This window comes from Arthrobacter sp. 10N44_2 (assembly GCF_056394385.1).
In genome coordinates, this window is sequence record NZ_JBFTHT010000019.1 from 32,134 (window position 1) to 47,128 (window position 14,995).

Here is a 14,995-nt window from a genome sequence, read left to right on the forward strand (position 1 = left end):
TTCCTCCTCAGCCTGTTTCATCCGGAGCCGCGCTCGCGGGCGCTGCGTCTGCGTTCGTGATGCGGGCTGTGACCAGGGTGCGGACTGCTTCCACGGCTGCCGGAACGGCGCGGGACACGTCCTCGGACAGTCCCATGCCCTCGTCCGTTCGCCCCGCGATGCAGCCGACCAGGTAGGTCTCCGGCAGCGATCCGCCCAAAACACGCAGACGGCGGAGGACAGCCAGCGGGTCCATGCCATGCGGATCGAAGGCCGGATTGGCCCGCAGGCCGGCCGGCGTCAGCGGACCGCCGCTTTCCAGGTCCTCCACCCGGATCTTCAGGATCCGAAGCGTTCCCGCGCCTGCGCTCCCGTCCGCCGGGGCCGGGAGCACATCCACGAGCACCAGCGCATCCACCCCGTCCAGAAGATCGTAGGCGAGGTGCAGCCCGCGGATCCCGTAGTCCCGCACCTGGACCTCCTCCGGCGCCCAGCCGGGCAGGCCGGACACCTCCTCGGCCAGCCGGCGGGCGACGGCCGGCCCAAATCCGTCGTCGCGAAGGAACACGTTCCCCACGCCCGCCACGAGGACCCCGCTCACACCGGGCCTCACATGCTCCGCATTCGCACGTAGCGCTTGATGTCCGGAATTGAACGCAGGCCGACGACGGCTGCTGCCAGGCCCGCGGCCAGCAAGAGCACGACTGTCATGATGCCCAGAGCTTTCATGGTGATGGTTCCTTTCCGTTGTCCGGGGCCGGCGCCGCGGTGAGCGGCACGAGTTCCTCGGGGGCGAAATACAGATACCGTCCGTACCACTCCTGCAGTTCGGCGGCGGGGTCGGCCTCGAGGACCACCGCGACGTGCGTTCCGCCGTCGACGTCGAAGTGGACTCCGGTGACACGCCCCGACTTGCCGGCGAAGAAGAGGTCCTGGGCGTCGGCGCGGCGCAGCGGGACAACCCGCACCCTGCTGCCGCGTGAGATCGGGACGCCGTCGATGAAGACGGTGTCCGATCCCGGATCCACGGCGGCGTCCCGGGCCGGATCCCACCACGGCGTGCCGGTGTCCGCGTCGGAGGCGCCCGGAACCGAGAATTCCGGAACTGAGAACTCCGGATAGGCCGGGACCGCGGGGCCGGGGAAGCCGTCGCCTCCGATGCTCCCGGGTCCGAGGGGCGCACCGGCGTGCGGGTTCCGCAGGATGCCGTGCAACTGCTGGAGCTCCTCTGCCGTCATGTTTTCGCAGCGTTCGATGATCGCCGCGGCCCGGGCATCGGTTGACCGGGCCTCCGCCTTTTCCGCATCGGTCAGGGTGAGCACCCGCAAGGTCAGGATTTCATCGATCTCCGTCGCGTCGAACAGTTCCACGGTGCTTTCCGGTGCCACCGCCGGATGGTCATAGAGGATGATCGGGGACAGGAGCAGGACATCGCGCTGCCCTTCAGGGCCGGCGAGCACGGGCCAGCAGCGGTGCTGGCTGCACAAAGCGGCCGCCGCCGCTGCCCATCCCGGCGGATCAATCACCGACAGGAAGTCGGCATCGTGGACGGCGAGCAGGACATGGGCTCCGATGAACGAGTACTCGATGGCGGAACGCGTGTCGGTGGCCGCTGCCGCCGTGTTCTCCACCGTGACCCTGAGCCGCCACAGCGGCCCGTGGGCCGGCCCGGCCGCGGCATCTGCTCCGGCGGCCTGCCCCGGCGCCACCACTTGCGCCGCCAGCAGGCGCACCTCGCCACGAAGCTCCCGCCGCCGGCGCACGAGCCGGCCGGCAATGGCGCCGGCGGAATCCAGCACGGGCTCGATGTCCTCGTTCGCCGGCACGTTCACCGGCGCGGACACGCCGGCGGCAAGCTGGCCGAGGCTGTACGGCCCGAGGGTGATCTCCTGATCCGTTGCCTCGTCCCAGCTAAGCCACCGGGAGGCGCCGACGGTGAGTTCGTCGACGGGCGTGAATCCGCCGTCATCCGCGCGTTCGGCGGACCGTCTCTGGAGGTGCAGGAAGCGCAGGTGCACGTCGACCCGGGCCGCGGGTCCCGGCTCGAGGAGGCAATCCGCTGCCATGTCCGGCGCTTCGCCGGCACCGGATTCAGCCGCGCCCGGCGGCCCGAGCACGCCGAACTGCCAGCGGGCCTGGTTCTTGGCGGACGAGGCGCGGTAGGGGTACAGGAGGTATCCCTCGTAGAGGACGGCGTCGGCGACGGCGCGGGCCAGGCTGAGTCCGGTGTTCACGGCACCGGGTCGCCCGCCCCGGCCAGCAGCCCCTCGATAGCGGCCTCCCAGGAAATCAAGCCGTGGACCGCCTTGTACCTGGCCAGGGCCGCGAGGACGTCGCGGTCCAGGCGGATCCATCCCTGGTTCGGGAAGAATGCGTCCATCAGCGAGCGCCAGGCCGCCACGGGCAGGGCGTACCGGGTTTCCCGGTCCCAGGGAATCTGCTCGACGCCGAAGCCCGCCGCGCCGCGCGTGAAGACCGTCCCGGAGAAGAGGAACTCCAGCGGGACCGTCCCGTCCCGCAGGGAGTTCAGGTATTTTGCCGCTGCGACGTCGAAGTCGAACGTGCAGGGCAGCGGCAGGTCAACGTCGGCACTGTCCGCAAATCCCTGGACCAGGACGCCGCTGTGCATCCAGATGAAGGGCTTGAGTGTGGTGGGCCACCGTCCGCGGGTGCCGAAGAGTTCCAGCAGCCCGGCTTCCTCGTTGGCATCGTAGCCGCGGCGCTGGGCCAGGATCCGCACCTGGCACCGCAGGGCCATGGCATGGACGGCGGCGCCACTCTTCTCCTGGATCCGCAGGCGCGCGGTCAGCTGGGGTGCGGCCGCGTAGGGCTCCGGGGCGATGTCCAGCACACTGAATTCGAGCTCAACCATGGCGTCCCTCCAAGTCTGCCGCGGGGGCGCCCGGCCTGCTGCGGCGGCTGATCCGGTCGAAGAATCCCGCGAGCTCCTGGCGGGACTCCTGGCCGCCGTCGAAGCCTTTCCATACCCGCCGCAGGCGGCCCACCAGCTCGTAGCACGCATCGATGGGGACCAGGTGGCAGTCCGCCCGGTCCCGGTCGGGGCCGGGGGCGCGGATCAGCAGGGCTTCCGTGTCGGGGGCGAGCACGGTGATGGCCGGGTTGGCCGCCTCGACCAACGCCCAGGCAGCCAGGGGAAGTTCGGACTCCGTGGCGCCCGCGGGGCTCGGGTAGAAAGCGGCCGTCCGGCCAAGAGTCGAGTTGAAGAAGAAGAATGCCAGCCCCACCGGGATTTCCAGCTCGTCCCACTGGGCCTGGCCGAGCTCGAAGGGTTCGAATGAGAGGTAGCGGTCAGGGACGGAGCGGTAGCGCAGATGGGCCGACGAGTCCGTGAACAGCAGATAGCAGGGCCGGCACGTGCACAGCAGGGAGCGGCCCTCCAGATCCACCACGTGCTGGTGGACTTCCGGGATGGGCTCCGCGCACATCTCGCAGCGCTCGCCGGCAGGCTGGGCCGGGCGGGTGGACGCTATCCGGCGGAGCACGGCCAGCGCCGACGCGCTGTTTCCGGCCCTGTTGTTTCCGGCGCTGTTGTTTCCGGCGCTGCCGGGCGGCTGACTCCCGGTTCCCGGCGTCGCCGTCATGCCCTGCTCCGTTCCCGTGCCGCGGAATTCATGTGCCGGCATCTCACAGAGGGTCCGCGGTGGTGGGGACGGCCACGGAGGGAACCCCGTCGCGGAGCAGCAGCGGAAGGGGATCAAGATGCAGCCCCTTGTCCTCGAGGCAGGCCCCGGCCTTCCGGACGTCGAAGTGGCTGCGGCAGTGCGGGCAGCGCAACAGCCCCCCGCCCACCGGGGCAGCCAGCGCCCGCTGCAGCGAGGCGCCCTGCATGGTGTGGGTGCACCGCGGGCAGCGGTCCACAAACGCGTAGACGTCCGGGCCGATCCGGCACGTGAGCACCTCCACGCCCGCCACCAGGAAGCCGGCCACGGCTCCGGACTCCAGCTCAGCGAGGGCCGGGACCGCCTGCCACGTGCCTGGGGCCGGCGTGCCTGAGTCGGGGACCGCCCAGTCCGGCGCGGCACTGCGAATGCCGCCGTCGGGCGGGCCGCCCAGCCCGTCCAGCCGCGAGCGCAGGGCGCCGACCGGGATGAGGGCGGGAACGGCGGCGGGAGCCGCTTCCTCCACTTCGATGCCGGTCACCTCGGGCGCCGCAGATTCGATCGCGTCCTCGACGGCGAGCTTGAGCGTCACCGACGACGACGGACAGCCCTGGCAGCTGCCCAGCAGCCTCAGCCGGACGACGCCTTCTTCGCTGATGCCGAGCAGTTCCACATCGCCGCCGTGCGAGCCGAGGTAGGGCCGGACCGAGTCCAGGGCGCCGGCAATCCTGCCGGGCAGGTCCACGGGGTGCAGCCCGTGGATCAGGAGCAGGCCCGACACCAACGGGTCGGACGTGAGGGCGGACAGCGTTCCGGGCCCGAGCGCACCCTGCGAATCGAGCACGTGCAGGATCCGTTCCAGCCCGGCACCGTACAGTTCCGTCACCTGCCGGACCAGTTCTTCCGCCCGGTCCCGGGCCACCGGACCGCCCGAGCCCAGCGCGTCCAGGAGGGAACTGATCCGTTCACCTGCCGAGCCCAACAGATTCTCCCGGTCCATGGCGGGCTACTCACCGGTGAGCGACTGCGTGGGGGAGTGCAGCAAGTCCAGCGTCTGCCCGTCGCCGAGATACATGTGGACGCCGCACGGCAGGCAGGGGTCAAAGCTGCGGACGGTGCGCATGATGTCGATGCCCTTGAAATGATCGCGGTCGTTCTCCTCGAAGATGGGCTGGCCCTGCACCGCGTCCTCATACGGGCCCGGTGTTCCCTCGGAGTCGCGCGGGCTGGCGTTCCACGGCGTCGGCGGATAGGGATGGTAGTTGGCGATCTTGCCGTCGCGGATCACCATGTGGTGCGAGAGCACGCCGCGGACGGCTTCGGTGAAGCCGCAGCTGATGGCTTCCTCCGGCACCTCGAAGGACTCCCACGTCTTGGTGCGGCCGGCCCGGATCTCCTCGAGCGCCTTTTCGGCGAAGTGCAGGGCGGCGGCCGCCGCGTAGGCCTGGAAATAGGTCCGGGCGCGGTTCCGCTCCAGCGTGTTGCTCCACTGCGGGATCTTCCATTCCAGGGTCACCGGGCCCTTCAGCGCAGTCTTGGGTAGCTCGATCTGGACGCTGCTGCCCGTTGACTTGAGGTAGCCGGTGTCGACGAAGCCGGCAAGAGCGGTCGACCAGAGCCGGGCCAGCGGGCCGCCGCCGGTATCCAGCGCCAGGTTGCTTTCGCCGTCATTCCACCGCGGTGACATCACCCAGCTGTACTTGTCCTCGAGGTCGCGCTTCTGCGGCCGCGGGTTGGTGTGCTGGTTCCAGGGGTGCCGGCGGTCCACCGGGTTGCCCAGCGGATCGCGGGTGACGAACATTTCCTGGTCGCCCCAGTCCTCGTAGTAGGACGAGCCCAGCATGATCCGGATCCCCAGGTTGATGCGCACCAGGTCCGTGGTCACGAGTTTGCCGTCCACCACGACGCCGGGCGTGACGAACATCTTCCGGCCCCACTCCGTCATGTCCTTGTAGGCGAAATTGCAGAACTCCGGGTCCTGGAAGGACCCCCAGCAGCCCAGCAGGGTGCGCCGCAGCCCCACCTGCTCGTACCCGGGCAGGGCCGCATAGAAGAAGTCGAAGAGGTCATCGTGCATCGGCACGACCTTCTTCATGAACTCCACGTACCGCATGAGCCGGGTGATGTAGTCCGTCATCAGCTGGATCGTCGCCACGGTGCCCACGCCGCCGGGATACAGCGTGGAGGGATGGACATGCCGGCCCTCCATCAGGCAGAACATTTCCCTGGTCATCCGGCTCACTTGCAGTGCCTCGCGGTAGAACTCCCCGGTAAACGGGTTCAGCGAGCGCATGATGTCCGCGATGGTGCGGTAGCCGTGCGCGGCTGCCTGCGGGGCCGGCGTGTTCTCGGCTTTGGCCAGCACCGACGGGTTGGTTTCGGAGACCATCTTCTCGCAGTAGTCCACGCCGACCAGGTTCTCTTGGAAGATGTTGTGGTCAAACATGTACTCGGCAGCCTCGCCCAGGTTGACGATCCATTCGCCGAGGTGGGGCGGCTTCACGCCGTAGGCCATGTTCTGCGCGTAACAGGAACAGGTGGCGTGGTTGTCGCCACAGATTCCGCAGATCCGGCTCGTGATGAAGTGTGCGTCCCGGGGGTCCTTGCCGCGCATGAAGATGGAATAGCCGCGGAAAATCGAGGACGTGCTGTGGCATTCCACCACTTGGTTGTTCTTGAAATCGACCTTGGTGTAGATGCCGAGGCTGCCGACGATCCTTGTGATCGGGTCCCAGGCCATCTCTACCAGGTTCTCGCCCGCGGTACCGTCCGCTGGGGGCATCGGAATCGTCGAAGTCATTGCATTGCCTCTCTGCCTAGCGTCCCTACCAGGTCCGCTTGGCGCCGGTCAGCAGATCATTACCGGGTTTGCGCCAGCGGGGTTCCTGGTCCAGCGTGTGCTTCGTGATGTTCCGCAGTGTCCTGATGGTCTTGCCGTACGGCATGATCGAGGCGGTCGACAGCTTGCCGCCGGGAGGTTCGTCCATGAACGGCATGAATTTGTCCGGGAAGCCCGGCATTGTGCAGCCGATGCAGATGCCGCCCACGTTGGGGCAGCCGCCGATTCCGTTCATCCAGCCGCGTTTGGGCACGTTGCACTTGACCACCGGCCCCCAGCAGCCGAGCTTGACAATGCACTTCGGGGACCCGTATTCGGTGGCGAAGTCGCCCTGTTCGTAGTATCCCGCGCGGTCGCATCCCTCGTGCACCGTCTGGCCAAACAGCCAGGTCGGCCGGAGCGCCTCATCCAGGGGAATCATGGGGGCCTGTCCGGTGGCCTGATACAGCAGGTACGTCATGGTTTCGGAAAGGTTGTCCGGCTGGATGGGGCAGCCCGGGACGCACACGATCGGGATCCCGGCTTTGGAGCGCCAGTCATACCCGAGATAGTCGGGCACCCCCATGGCGCCGGTGGGGTTTCCGGCCATGGCATGGATGCCGCCGTAGGTCGCACAGGTCCCGGCGGCGATGATCGCCGTCGCCTTGGGCGCCAGCCGGTCCAGCCACTCGCTGGTGGTGATCGGCTGTCCGGTGTCGAGGTTGTTGCCGAAGGCCGCCCAGTAGCCGCCCGCGGCGTGCAGCTTTTCATTCGGGATGGACCCCTCCACCACCAGCACAAACGGCTCCAGCTCGCCGCGGTCCGCCTTGCGGAACCACTCGAGGAAGTCGTCGGCGCCTTGCTGCGGGCCGCATTCGAAGTCGATCAGCGGCCAGTGCATGGCAATCTTGGGTAGTCCGGGAAGCGCCCCAAGGGCTATCTCCTCGACGCTTGGCTGGGTTGCCGCCGTCAGGGCCACGGAGTCACCGTCGCAACTGAGTCCGGCATTGATCCACAGGACGTGGATCAAGGTTTCTTCCGCTTTCAATGCAGTAGCTGTAGGCATCGTTGCCTCCTTCGGAGCCCGCCCTGTGGCCGCGGCTCGAATGTTGCGTCAACGGTCAAACGCGTAGTCCGCCAGAGCGCGGCGCACTCCCGGCGGCAGCCGCCGCCGGGTGGGGATTCTTCCGGATCCACTCCAGCCAGCCGTCCATGCCGTCGCCGGTGGTGGCTGACAGGGTCAGGACGTCGACGCCGGGATTCAGCAGGCGCGCCTGGCGCACGCAACGCTCGACGTCGAACTCCACATAGGGGAGCAGGTCTGCTTTGTTGATGATCACCAGGTCGGCAGCCAGGAACATGTGGGGGTATTTCTGCGGTTTGTCATCGCCCTCCGTAACTGAGATCACGACGACCCGGGCCGATTCGCCGAGGTCGAACAATGCGGGGCACACCAGGTTGCCCACGTTTTCGATGAAGAGTGTCGATCCGGGGACCGGATCCAGCGCGCCCAGCGCCCGCTGCAGCATCCCGGCATCCAGGTGGCAGCCTGCCCCGGTGTTGATTTGGATCACCGGCCGCCCGGTGGAGCGGATCCGGTCGGCGTCCAGCGAGGTCTCCTGGTCCCCTTCGATCACACCAATTTCCAGCTCACCGGCAAGTTCCCTGATGGTCCGGACCAGGAGCGTGGTCTTGCCGGCCCCTGGGGAACTCATGACATTGAAGGCCTGGATGCCGCGTCCTTCCAGCCAACCCCGGTTCCGTGCGGCCAGGAGGTCGTTCTTGGCGAGCAGGTTCTCCTCCAGGGAGATGAGGGTCCGTCCCTCCGCCGCGGGGCTGTGCCCGGCGTCGGCTGTCCCGGGGGATTGGGGATGCTGATGGCCGTGATCATGATCGTGATCGTGGGGATGGCCGTGATCGTGATCGTGATCGTGATCGTGATCGTGATCGTGATCGTGGGGATGGCCGTGATCGTGATCGTGGGGATGGCCGTGATCGTGCGGATGCGGATGTTCGTGCGGGGCCGCAGCAGCGGGCAAGATGTCGTGCACAGTGCCGTCGAGGTCCGAAACTCTGGTGCCGGCGTCGTCGCCGCATCCGCACGTCGCACACATGTCTACGCAACCTCCACCGAGGTGACCAGGAGCTCCCGGCCACTGACGACTTCGACATCGGCACTGCCACAGGGGCAGAGCAGAAACATGTCCTCAAGGACGAACTCGTCGCGGCAGCTGCGGCATCTGGCCCGGCCCTCGGATTCATCGATCGTCAGGGTTGCCCCGGCCAGCGGCGTGTCAGCTGAAACGACTTCGAAGCAAAAGCGCACGGCGTCCGGGAGGACGCCGCTCAAGGGTCCGATCCGCAGGTTGACGCCCGTCACGGAGCGGCCACCGGTCCGGTCCAGGACCGCCTCTACAAGACTTTGCGTGATCGAAAGTTCGTGCATGAGCCGCTGCCACCTCGTCGTTTCAATGTAGGCCTGCGGGGTACAAACTTCAATATCTCCGGGGCCGCCGGAGCGCGGGCCCGCCTGCCTGTTTCAGCCCCTCGCTGCGCGCCTGCGGGCGTCCCCTCGGCGTCCCCCCGGGCGTGCCTGCCGGCACGCCCGGGCCGCCGTGACAGCCCGGCAGCAACCTTCGACTTCAACTCGAACGTCAAGGCACAGCCTCCGGCGCAGTGTCAAGGTCCGGCGAATACCGTGTCGGGCGCTGTAACCTTGGGAGGAACGCGCTGGGCTCCGGGAGCCCGGAGGCGGCAAAATGAAGCACGACAATCACCGTCATCGAAAGTGTGGATAGATACGTGAGCAGCGAACAGGGTTCAGCAACTCTGGAAGGCACCGAACTCGATCTGGAAGACGCCGTCATGGGCCCCACCGGGCGGCCCCAACGCGACTTTCCGGAGCCCGCGCCGCTGTCCTCCCACGGTCCTGCGCGGGTTATCGCCATGGTGAACCAGAAGGGCGGGGTGGGCAAAACCACGTCCACGATCAACCTCGCCGCCGCCCTGGCCGAATACGGCCGCCGCGTGCTCCTGGTCGACTTCGATCCGCAGGGTGCCCTGTCCGCCGGCCTGGGCACCAATCCTCACGAGCTCGACCTCACGGTGTACAACGTGCTGATGGACCGCAAGGTGGACATCCGCGACGCCATCCAGAAGACCGGCGTGGAAAACGTGGATCTGCTCCCGGCCAACATCGACCTTTCCGCCGCCGAGGTGCAGCTGGTCAATGAAGTGGCCCGCGAACAGGTGCTGGACCGGGCCTTGAAAAAGGTCGAGGACGACTACGACGTCGTCCTGATCGATTGCCAGCCCTCGCTCGGCCTGCTCACCGTCAACGCGCTGACCGCCGCCCATGGGGTCATCATCCCGCTGATCTGTGAATTCTTTGCCCTGCGCGCCGTGGCGCTGCTCGTGGAAACCATCGACAAGGTCCAGGACCGCCTCAACCCGCGCCTGCAGGTCGACGGCGTGCTCGCCACGATGTACGACGCCCGGACCCTGCACGGCCGCGAGGTGATCGCCCGCCTCGTGGAGGCCTTTGGCGACAAGGTCTTCGAAACCGTCATCAAGCGCTCGATCAAATTTGCCGACGCCACGGTCGCGGCCGAGCCCATCACAACCTACGCGGGCAACCACGTCGGTGCCGACGCCTACCGCCGCCTGGCCAAAGAGCTGATCTCGCGCGGCGGCGCGCCCTAGCCAGGGTCGTGGCAGGCGCCTTTTCTCCGCCAGCGAATCTCGACATGCCTGCGGAGCTCGACACACGCGCGGAATCCGCGCGGGCCGCGCGGCCGGAGGACCCAGCAGAACAGGGCGTCAAAAAGCCCGGATTCGAAGTGCGGCTGGCCAACTTCACCGGCCCGTTCGATCTCCTGCTCGGCCTGATCTCCAAGCACCAGCTGGACATCACCGAGGTGGCGCTGTCCACGGTCACTGACGAATTCATCAAGTACATCAGGGGCCTGCAGCAGCTGGGGGAGGAGTGGGCCCTGGATGAGGCCAGCGAATTCCTGGTGATCGCGGCCACCCTCCTGGACCTCAAGGCGGCCCGGCTGCTGCCCGCGGGCGAGGTTGAGGACGATGAGGACATTGCCCTGCTGGAGGCCCGGGACCTCCTGTTCGCCCGGCTGCTGCAGTACAAGGCGTTCAAGCAGGTGGCCGGCATGATCGGCTCCACACTCGAGCTTGAGGCCCGGCGCTATCCCCGGCAGGTTGCCCTTGAGGGACACTTCGCTGCCCTGCTTCCGGAACTGCTGTGGCGGCACACCCCTGCCCAGTTCGCCTCCCTGGCCGAGGCGGCCCTCAAATCCAAGGAGGCAGCCCCCGCCGAAGTAGGCCTCGAGCACCTGCACGGTGCGCCCGTCAGCGTCAAGGAACAGGCCGAGCTGCTGGGGAACCGGCTGCGGCTGGGCACGCCGCTGAGCTTCCGGGCCCTGATCGCCGACGCCGAATCCACGCTGGTGGTGGTGGCGCGGTTCCTGGCGTTGCTGGAGCTGTTCCGCGACCGGGCAGTGGGCTTTGACCAGCTGCTGCCGCTGGGGGAACTGACGGTGCACTGGACGGCCGATACCCAGGGGTGGAGCAGCGAAAACCTGAGTGAAGAATACGAGGACCAACCGTGAACGAACGACTCCCTGACGCTGCCCGCGAGGCCGGCCCGGACGCCGGGCCGGACGTCGCGAGCCTGCCAGGGGGTGCCCGCGCGGCCCTCGAAGCGGTCCTGATGGTGATCGACGAACCGGCCACGGCCCAGGCCCTGGCAGCCGGGCTGAACCTGACGGTCGACGTCGTAGAGACCCTGCTGGCTGAACTGCAGCGGGAGTATAACGGTTATACTGTTAATGCCCCGGATGTGGACGATGCCAGTTTGAACGGCTTCAGCGCCACCGCCCGGGGTTTTGAATTGCGGAATATCGCCGGAGGCTGGCGGATCTATTCCCGCGCTGAATTCGCCGAGATCGTTGGCGAATTCGTGCTGGAAGGACAGACGGCCAGGCTGACGCAGGCGGCGCTCGAAACGCTCGCCGTCATCGCTTACCGCCAGCCCGTATCTAGGGCGCGGGTGTCTGCAATTCGAGGAGTCAACGTTGACTCTGTCGTGCGGACGCTGACGCAGCGGGGGCTGGTCGAGGATTCGGGAACCGATCCTGAATCCGGAGCAATCCTGTACCGCACGACGTCGTATTTCCTGGAGCGAATGGGAATCGGCTCGGTGGCGGAATTGCCACAGCTTTCACCCCACCTTCCGGGGCTTGAAGGCATCGAAGAGTTTTACGACGCTGGAAGAATGTAGGCAGGAACAACTGCCTGCGCACGAGTATCCACTAGGGCAGAATCATTTTGCCCAGTCGGCGGGTGTTGTCGGGAGACAGCGGCCGTCGGCCAACAAACGAAGGACGGGTCATGACACAGGCGGGACGCCAGGGTTCACCACGTAACAGTTCGGGACGTAACAGTGCCGGACAAAACTCAGCGCAAGGCTCAGGCCGCGGCGCACAGGGCGGTGCGGGCCGCAGCGGCGGAGCCGACTACAAGGGCGGCGCAGGCCGCAGCTCCCAGGGCGGCGCAGGCCGCAGCGGCGGAGCCGGCTACAAGGGCGGCGGAGACCGCCCCTTCAAGCACCCCAAGCCTCGCGAAGAGGCCTTCATCGATCCGGACCTGCAGGGTCCGGACGGCGCGCCGTCGGCCGCCCGCCCGGCTTCCGCTGACTGGAAGTCGAAAGCGCCTTCCGGCAAGGAGGCCGCCCGCAAGGCAGCAGCCCGCAAGCCCGGCTTCGGCAAGGCCCCCGGCACTCCCGGCGCCCTCAAACCCAAGCCGCGCGTCGGCGCCGGAGCGGCCAAGGCCACCGGTTCCCGCGTCTTCGGCAGTGAACGCTTCGGCCAGAACCTCGGGCCCGTGCGCAAGCCGGCCCGCAAGCGCGGACCCCGAGCCGAGGTGCCGCAGTCTGAGCTGCACGACGCCGACGGCACCCGCCTCCAGAAGGTCATGGCTTCCGCCGGCGTCGCCTCACGGCGGGTCTGCGAGGAAATGATCGCCGAGGGCCGCGTCGAGGTCGACGGCCAGGTGGTCACCGAACTCGGCGTGCGCGTCGACCCGAAGACGGCAGTGATCCACGTCGACGGACTGCGCATCCAGCTGGACGAGAACATGGTCTACATGGTCTTCAACAAGCCCAAGGGCGTTGTCTCCACCATGGAGGACCCGGACGGCCGCCCGTGCATCAGCGACTTTGTCCGCAACCACCACGGCGAACGCCTCTTCCACGTGGGCCGGCTTGACGTCGCCACCGAAGGGCTGCTGCTGCTGACGAACGACGGCGAGCTCGCCAACCGCCTGACGCACCCGTCCTATGAAGTGCCCAAGACCTACCTCGTGCAGGTCCGCGGGCCCTTCCCGCAGGGCGTGGGCGCCGAACTCAAGGGCGGCGTCGAACTCGAGGACGGCATCGCCTCGGTGGACTCCTTCAAGCTCGTCGACTCGACCCCGGGCCACGTGCTGATCGAGGTCGTGCTGCACTCGGGCAAGAACCGGATCGTCCGGCGCATGTTCGACGCCGTCGGCTTCCCCGTGCTGCGCCTGGTGCGCGTCAAGGTCGGCCCCATCGGGCTCGGCGACCAGCGCCAGGGCAGCATCCGCAACCTCGGCAAGCAGGAAGTCGGCCACCTGCTGGCCTCCGTGGGGCTGTAAGCATGTCCGCCTTCCGCACGCACGGCCGCGGCCACCTGAACGGCCCGGTGCTCGTCCTGGGCTCCGGGCTACTGGGCACCAGCATCGGGCTGGGGCTGCGCGGGCGGGGCGTCCCCGTGTTCCTCTCGGATCCCTCGCCGACCAACCAGGCCGTCGCCGTCGACATCGGCGCCGGCCTGCCGCTGGCGCGCCTCAAGGGGGAGGCGCCGGAGCTCGTCGTCGTGGCCGCGCCGCCGGATGTCACGGCGGACGTCGTGGCCAAGGCGCTCCAGGACTACCCGCACGCCGTCGTGGTGGACATCGCGAGCGTGAAGGCGCAGATCCTGGCCGATCTCCGTAGCCGCGGTGCGGACCTGGGCCGCTACGTGGGGACCCACCCCATGGCCGGGCGCGAGAAATCGGGCCCGGTCGCGGCCCGGGGCGAGCTGTTCACCTCCATGCCGTGGGTCGTGTGCCCGGCGGAGGAGACACTGCCGGAGTCCCTGCGGGTGGCGCGTGCGCTGGCCGGCGATCTCGGCGCCGTCGTGTCCGAATTCGCTGCCGACGAGCACGATGCAGCCGTGGCGCTCGTCTCACACCTGCCGCAGGTGATGTCCTCGCTCGTGGCCAGCCGCCTGCAGGGCACGCCCCTGCACGCCCTGTCCCTGGCCGGCAACGGGCTGAGGGATGTCACCCGGATCGCCGCAAGCGATCCCACGCTCTGGGTCCAGATCCTGGGCGCGAACGCGGAAAAAGTGGTGGAAATCCTGCACGGAGTCCGCGAGGACCTCAACCGGCTGATCGGCACCCTGGAGGCACCGGCCGCTCCCGGCGCCCGGCTGGACCTTGCCCAGCTGATCAGCGAAGGCAACGCCGGCCAGTCCCGGATCCCGGGCAAGCACGGCGGCCCCCCGCAGGCATACTCGTGGCTGACGGTGCTGGTGGATGACACACCCGGACAGATCGCCAAGCTGCTGACCGAGATCGGCGAGATCGGCGTCAACGTCGAAGACCTCCGCCTCGACCACTCTTCGGGGCAGAATGTGGGCATGGTGGAAATTTCCGCCCTGCCCAACAAGCACGACCTTTTGATAGCAGCCCTCAACGACCGTGGATGGCGGGTACTCCAGTAATGACCCAGGAACTCATCGAGACAGTGGACGTAGTCCGCCCCGGAAAAAGCCTTGTGGTTGCCATCGACGGCCCCTCCGGCTCCGGCAAATCCAGCGTGAGCAAAGAGGTGGCCCGCCGGCTGAAACTGGCCTACCTCGACACCGGCGCGATGTACCGCGCCCTGACATGGTTCTGCCTGCATAGCGGCACGGACCTGGACGACGGGGCCGCCGTCGAGACCGCCGCAGAGACCCTGCCGCTTGAAATCAGCACCAGCCCGCAGGAAGAGTACGTCCGCGTCGGCGGGCACGATGTCACTCTCGCCATCCGTGAACCCGCCATTTCCGCGGCAGTCAGCGCCGTCGCCACCACCCTGGGCGCGCGGACTGAACTGATCCGCCGGCAGCGCGAGCTGATCGAAAAGCACCACCGCCGCATGGTGGTCGAAGGCCGGGACATCACCACCGTCGTCGCGCCCCATGCCGAGGTGCGGATGTTGCTGACCGCCAGCGAGGAAGCCCGGCTGCGCCGCCGCGGCATCCAGTTGGGCGGCAGCCAGAATGCCGAGCAGCTGGCAGCCCAGGTCACGCACCGCGATGCCAAGGACTCCACCGTAGTGAACTTCACCACGGCCGCCGACGGCGTCGTGACCCTGGACTCCTCCGACCTGGACTTTGACGAGACGGTCCAGGCCGCCCTCGACATCGTGGACACCGTGGTCAACCACTCTCCCGTTCCGCTCCGGGCCGTCCACGGTGACTGAGGGGCGCGCCGGACTGCCGGGGACAGCGCCGGC

General features: G+C 67.9%; 16 protein-coding genes. 6 read left to right on the forward strand and 10 right to left on the reverse strand.

Annotated elements, in window-relative coordinates:
• Positions 1-7: 7 nt before the first annotated feature.
• The 10 genes from AC1DBX_RS17410 to AC1DBX_RS17455 are packed head-to-tail and all read right to left on the reverse strand — an operon-like array spanning position 8 to position 8,863.
• The gene (locus tag AC1DBX_RS17410; RefSeq protein WP_476873043.1) at positions 8-592 is read right to left on the reverse strand and encodes a hydrogenase maturation protease; all 585 of its coding nucleotides are present in this window, start codon (positions 590-592) and stop codon (positions 8-10) included.
• The gene (locus AC1DBX_RS17415; protein WP_018772298.1) at positions 589-708 is read right to left on the reverse strand and encodes a DUF6893 family small protein; all 120 of its coding nucleotides are present in this window, start codon (positions 706-708) and stop codon (positions 589-591) included. Before AC1DBX_RS17415 ends, AC1DBX_RS17410 begins: the two co-directional genes overlap by 4 nt.
• Positions 705-2,213 carry a hypothetical protein gene (locus AC1DBX_RS17420; RefSeq protein ID WP_476932328.1) on the reverse strand — a complete coding sequence of 503 codons (1,509 nt, stop codon included), beginning with the start codon at positions 2,211-2,213 and terminating at the stop codon, positions 705-707. Before AC1DBX_RS17420 ends, AC1DBX_RS17415 begins: the two co-directional genes overlap by 4 nt.
• Positions 2,210-2,851, reverse strand: a complete 642-nt coding sequence (locus AC1DBX_RS17425; protein ID WP_476932329.1) for a DUF6084 family protein — start codon at positions 2,849-2,851, stop codon at positions 2,210-2,212. Before AC1DBX_RS17425 ends, AC1DBX_RS17420 begins: the two co-directional genes overlap by 4 nt.
• Positions 2,844-3,623 carry a DUF5947 family protein gene (locus tag AC1DBX_RS17430; RefSeq protein WP_476932330.1) on the reverse strand — a complete coding sequence of 260 codons (780 nt, stop codon included), beginning with the start codon at positions 3,621-3,623 and terminating at the stop codon, positions 2,844-2,846. Before AC1DBX_RS17430 ends, AC1DBX_RS17425 begins: the two co-directional genes overlap by 8 nt.
• A 1-nt stretch (position 3,624) precedes the next feature.
• The gene (locus tag AC1DBX_RS17435; protein WP_476932331.1) at positions 3,625-4,599 is read right to left on the reverse strand and encodes a NifU family protein; all 975 of its coding nucleotides are present in this window, start codon (positions 4,597-4,599) and stop codon (positions 3,625-3,627) included.
• Positions 4,600-4,605: 6 nt separating this feature from the next.
• Complete coding sequence (locus AC1DBX_RS17440) at positions 4,606-6,399, reverse strand: nickel-dependent hydrogenase large subunit (RefSeq protein ID WP_476932332.1); 1,794 nt, start codon at positions 6,397-6,399, stop codon at positions 4,606-4,608.
• Between the two features lie 25 nt (positions 6,400-6,424).
• Positions 6,425-7,483, reverse strand: coding sequence for an NADH-quinone oxidoreductase subunit B family protein (locus tag AC1DBX_RS17445; RefSeq protein WP_476850398.1), 1,059 nt, complete (start codon positions 7,481-7,483; stop codon positions 6,425-6,427).
• Positions 7,484-7,538: 55 nt separating this feature from the next.
• Positions 7,539-8,531 (reverse strand): hydrogenase nickel incorporation protein HypB, encoded by a 993-nt coding sequence (hypB, locus tag AC1DBX_RS17450; protein WP_476932333.1) that lies wholly within the window; start codon positions 8,529-8,531, stop codon positions 7,539-7,541.
• 2 nt (positions 8,532-8,533) lie between these two features.
• Positions 8,534-8,863: a hydrogenase maturation nickel metallochaperone HypA/HybF gene (locus tag AC1DBX_RS17455; protein ID WP_028275916.1), complete on the reverse strand. Its 330-nt coding sequence runs from the start codon at positions 8,861-8,863 to the stop codon at positions 8,534-8,536.
• A 356-nt stretch (positions 8,864-9,219) separates the two neighbouring features.
• Here AC1DBX_RS17455 and AC1DBX_RS17460 point away from each other — a divergent pair, with 356 nt between their 5' ends.
• The 6 genes from AC1DBX_RS17460 to cmk all read left to right on the forward strand — a co-directional run bounded on the left by AC1DBX_RS17460 (position 9,220) and on the right by cmk (position 14,962).
• Positions 9,220-10,119 carry a ParA family protein gene (locus AC1DBX_RS17460; RefSeq protein ID WP_018772307.1) on the forward strand — a complete coding sequence of 300 codons (900 nt, stop codon included), beginning with the start codon at positions 9,220-9,222 and terminating at the stop codon, positions 10,117-10,119.
• A 44-nt stretch (positions 10,120-10,163) separates the two neighbouring features.
• Positions 10,164-11,042: a segregation and condensation protein A gene (locus tag AC1DBX_RS17465; protein ID WP_476932334.1), complete on the forward strand. Its 879-nt coding sequence runs from the start codon at positions 10,164-10,166 to the stop codon at positions 11,040-11,042.
• Between the two features lie 62 nt (positions 11,043-11,104).
• On the forward strand, positions 11,105-11,713 hold the full coding sequence (gene scpB, locus AC1DBX_RS17470; protein WP_476932364.1) for an SMC-Scp complex subunit ScpB: 609 nt from the start codon (positions 11,105-11,107) through the stop codon (positions 11,711-11,713).
• Between the two features lie 110 nt (positions 11,714-11,823).
• Positions 11,824-13,107: a pseudouridine synthase gene (locus AC1DBX_RS17475; protein ID WP_476850401.1), complete on the forward strand. Its 1,284-nt coding sequence runs from the start codon at positions 11,824-11,826 to the stop codon at positions 13,105-13,107.
• A gap of 2 nt (positions 13,108-13,109) precedes the next feature.
• Positions 13,110-14,219: a prephenate dehydrogenase gene (locus tag AC1DBX_RS17480; protein ID WP_476932335.1), complete on the forward strand. Its 1,110-nt coding sequence runs from the start codon at positions 13,110-13,112 to the stop codon at positions 14,217-14,219.
• Complete coding sequence (gene cmk / locus AC1DBX_RS17485; protein WP_476887846.1) at positions 14,219-14,962, forward strand: (d)CMP kinase; 744 nt, start codon at positions 14,219-14,221, stop codon at positions 14,960-14,962. The genes AC1DBX_RS17480 and cmk overlap by 1 nt, the downstream gene beginning before the upstream one ends.
• The last annotated feature ends 33 nt before the right edge of the window (positions 14,963-14,995 follow it).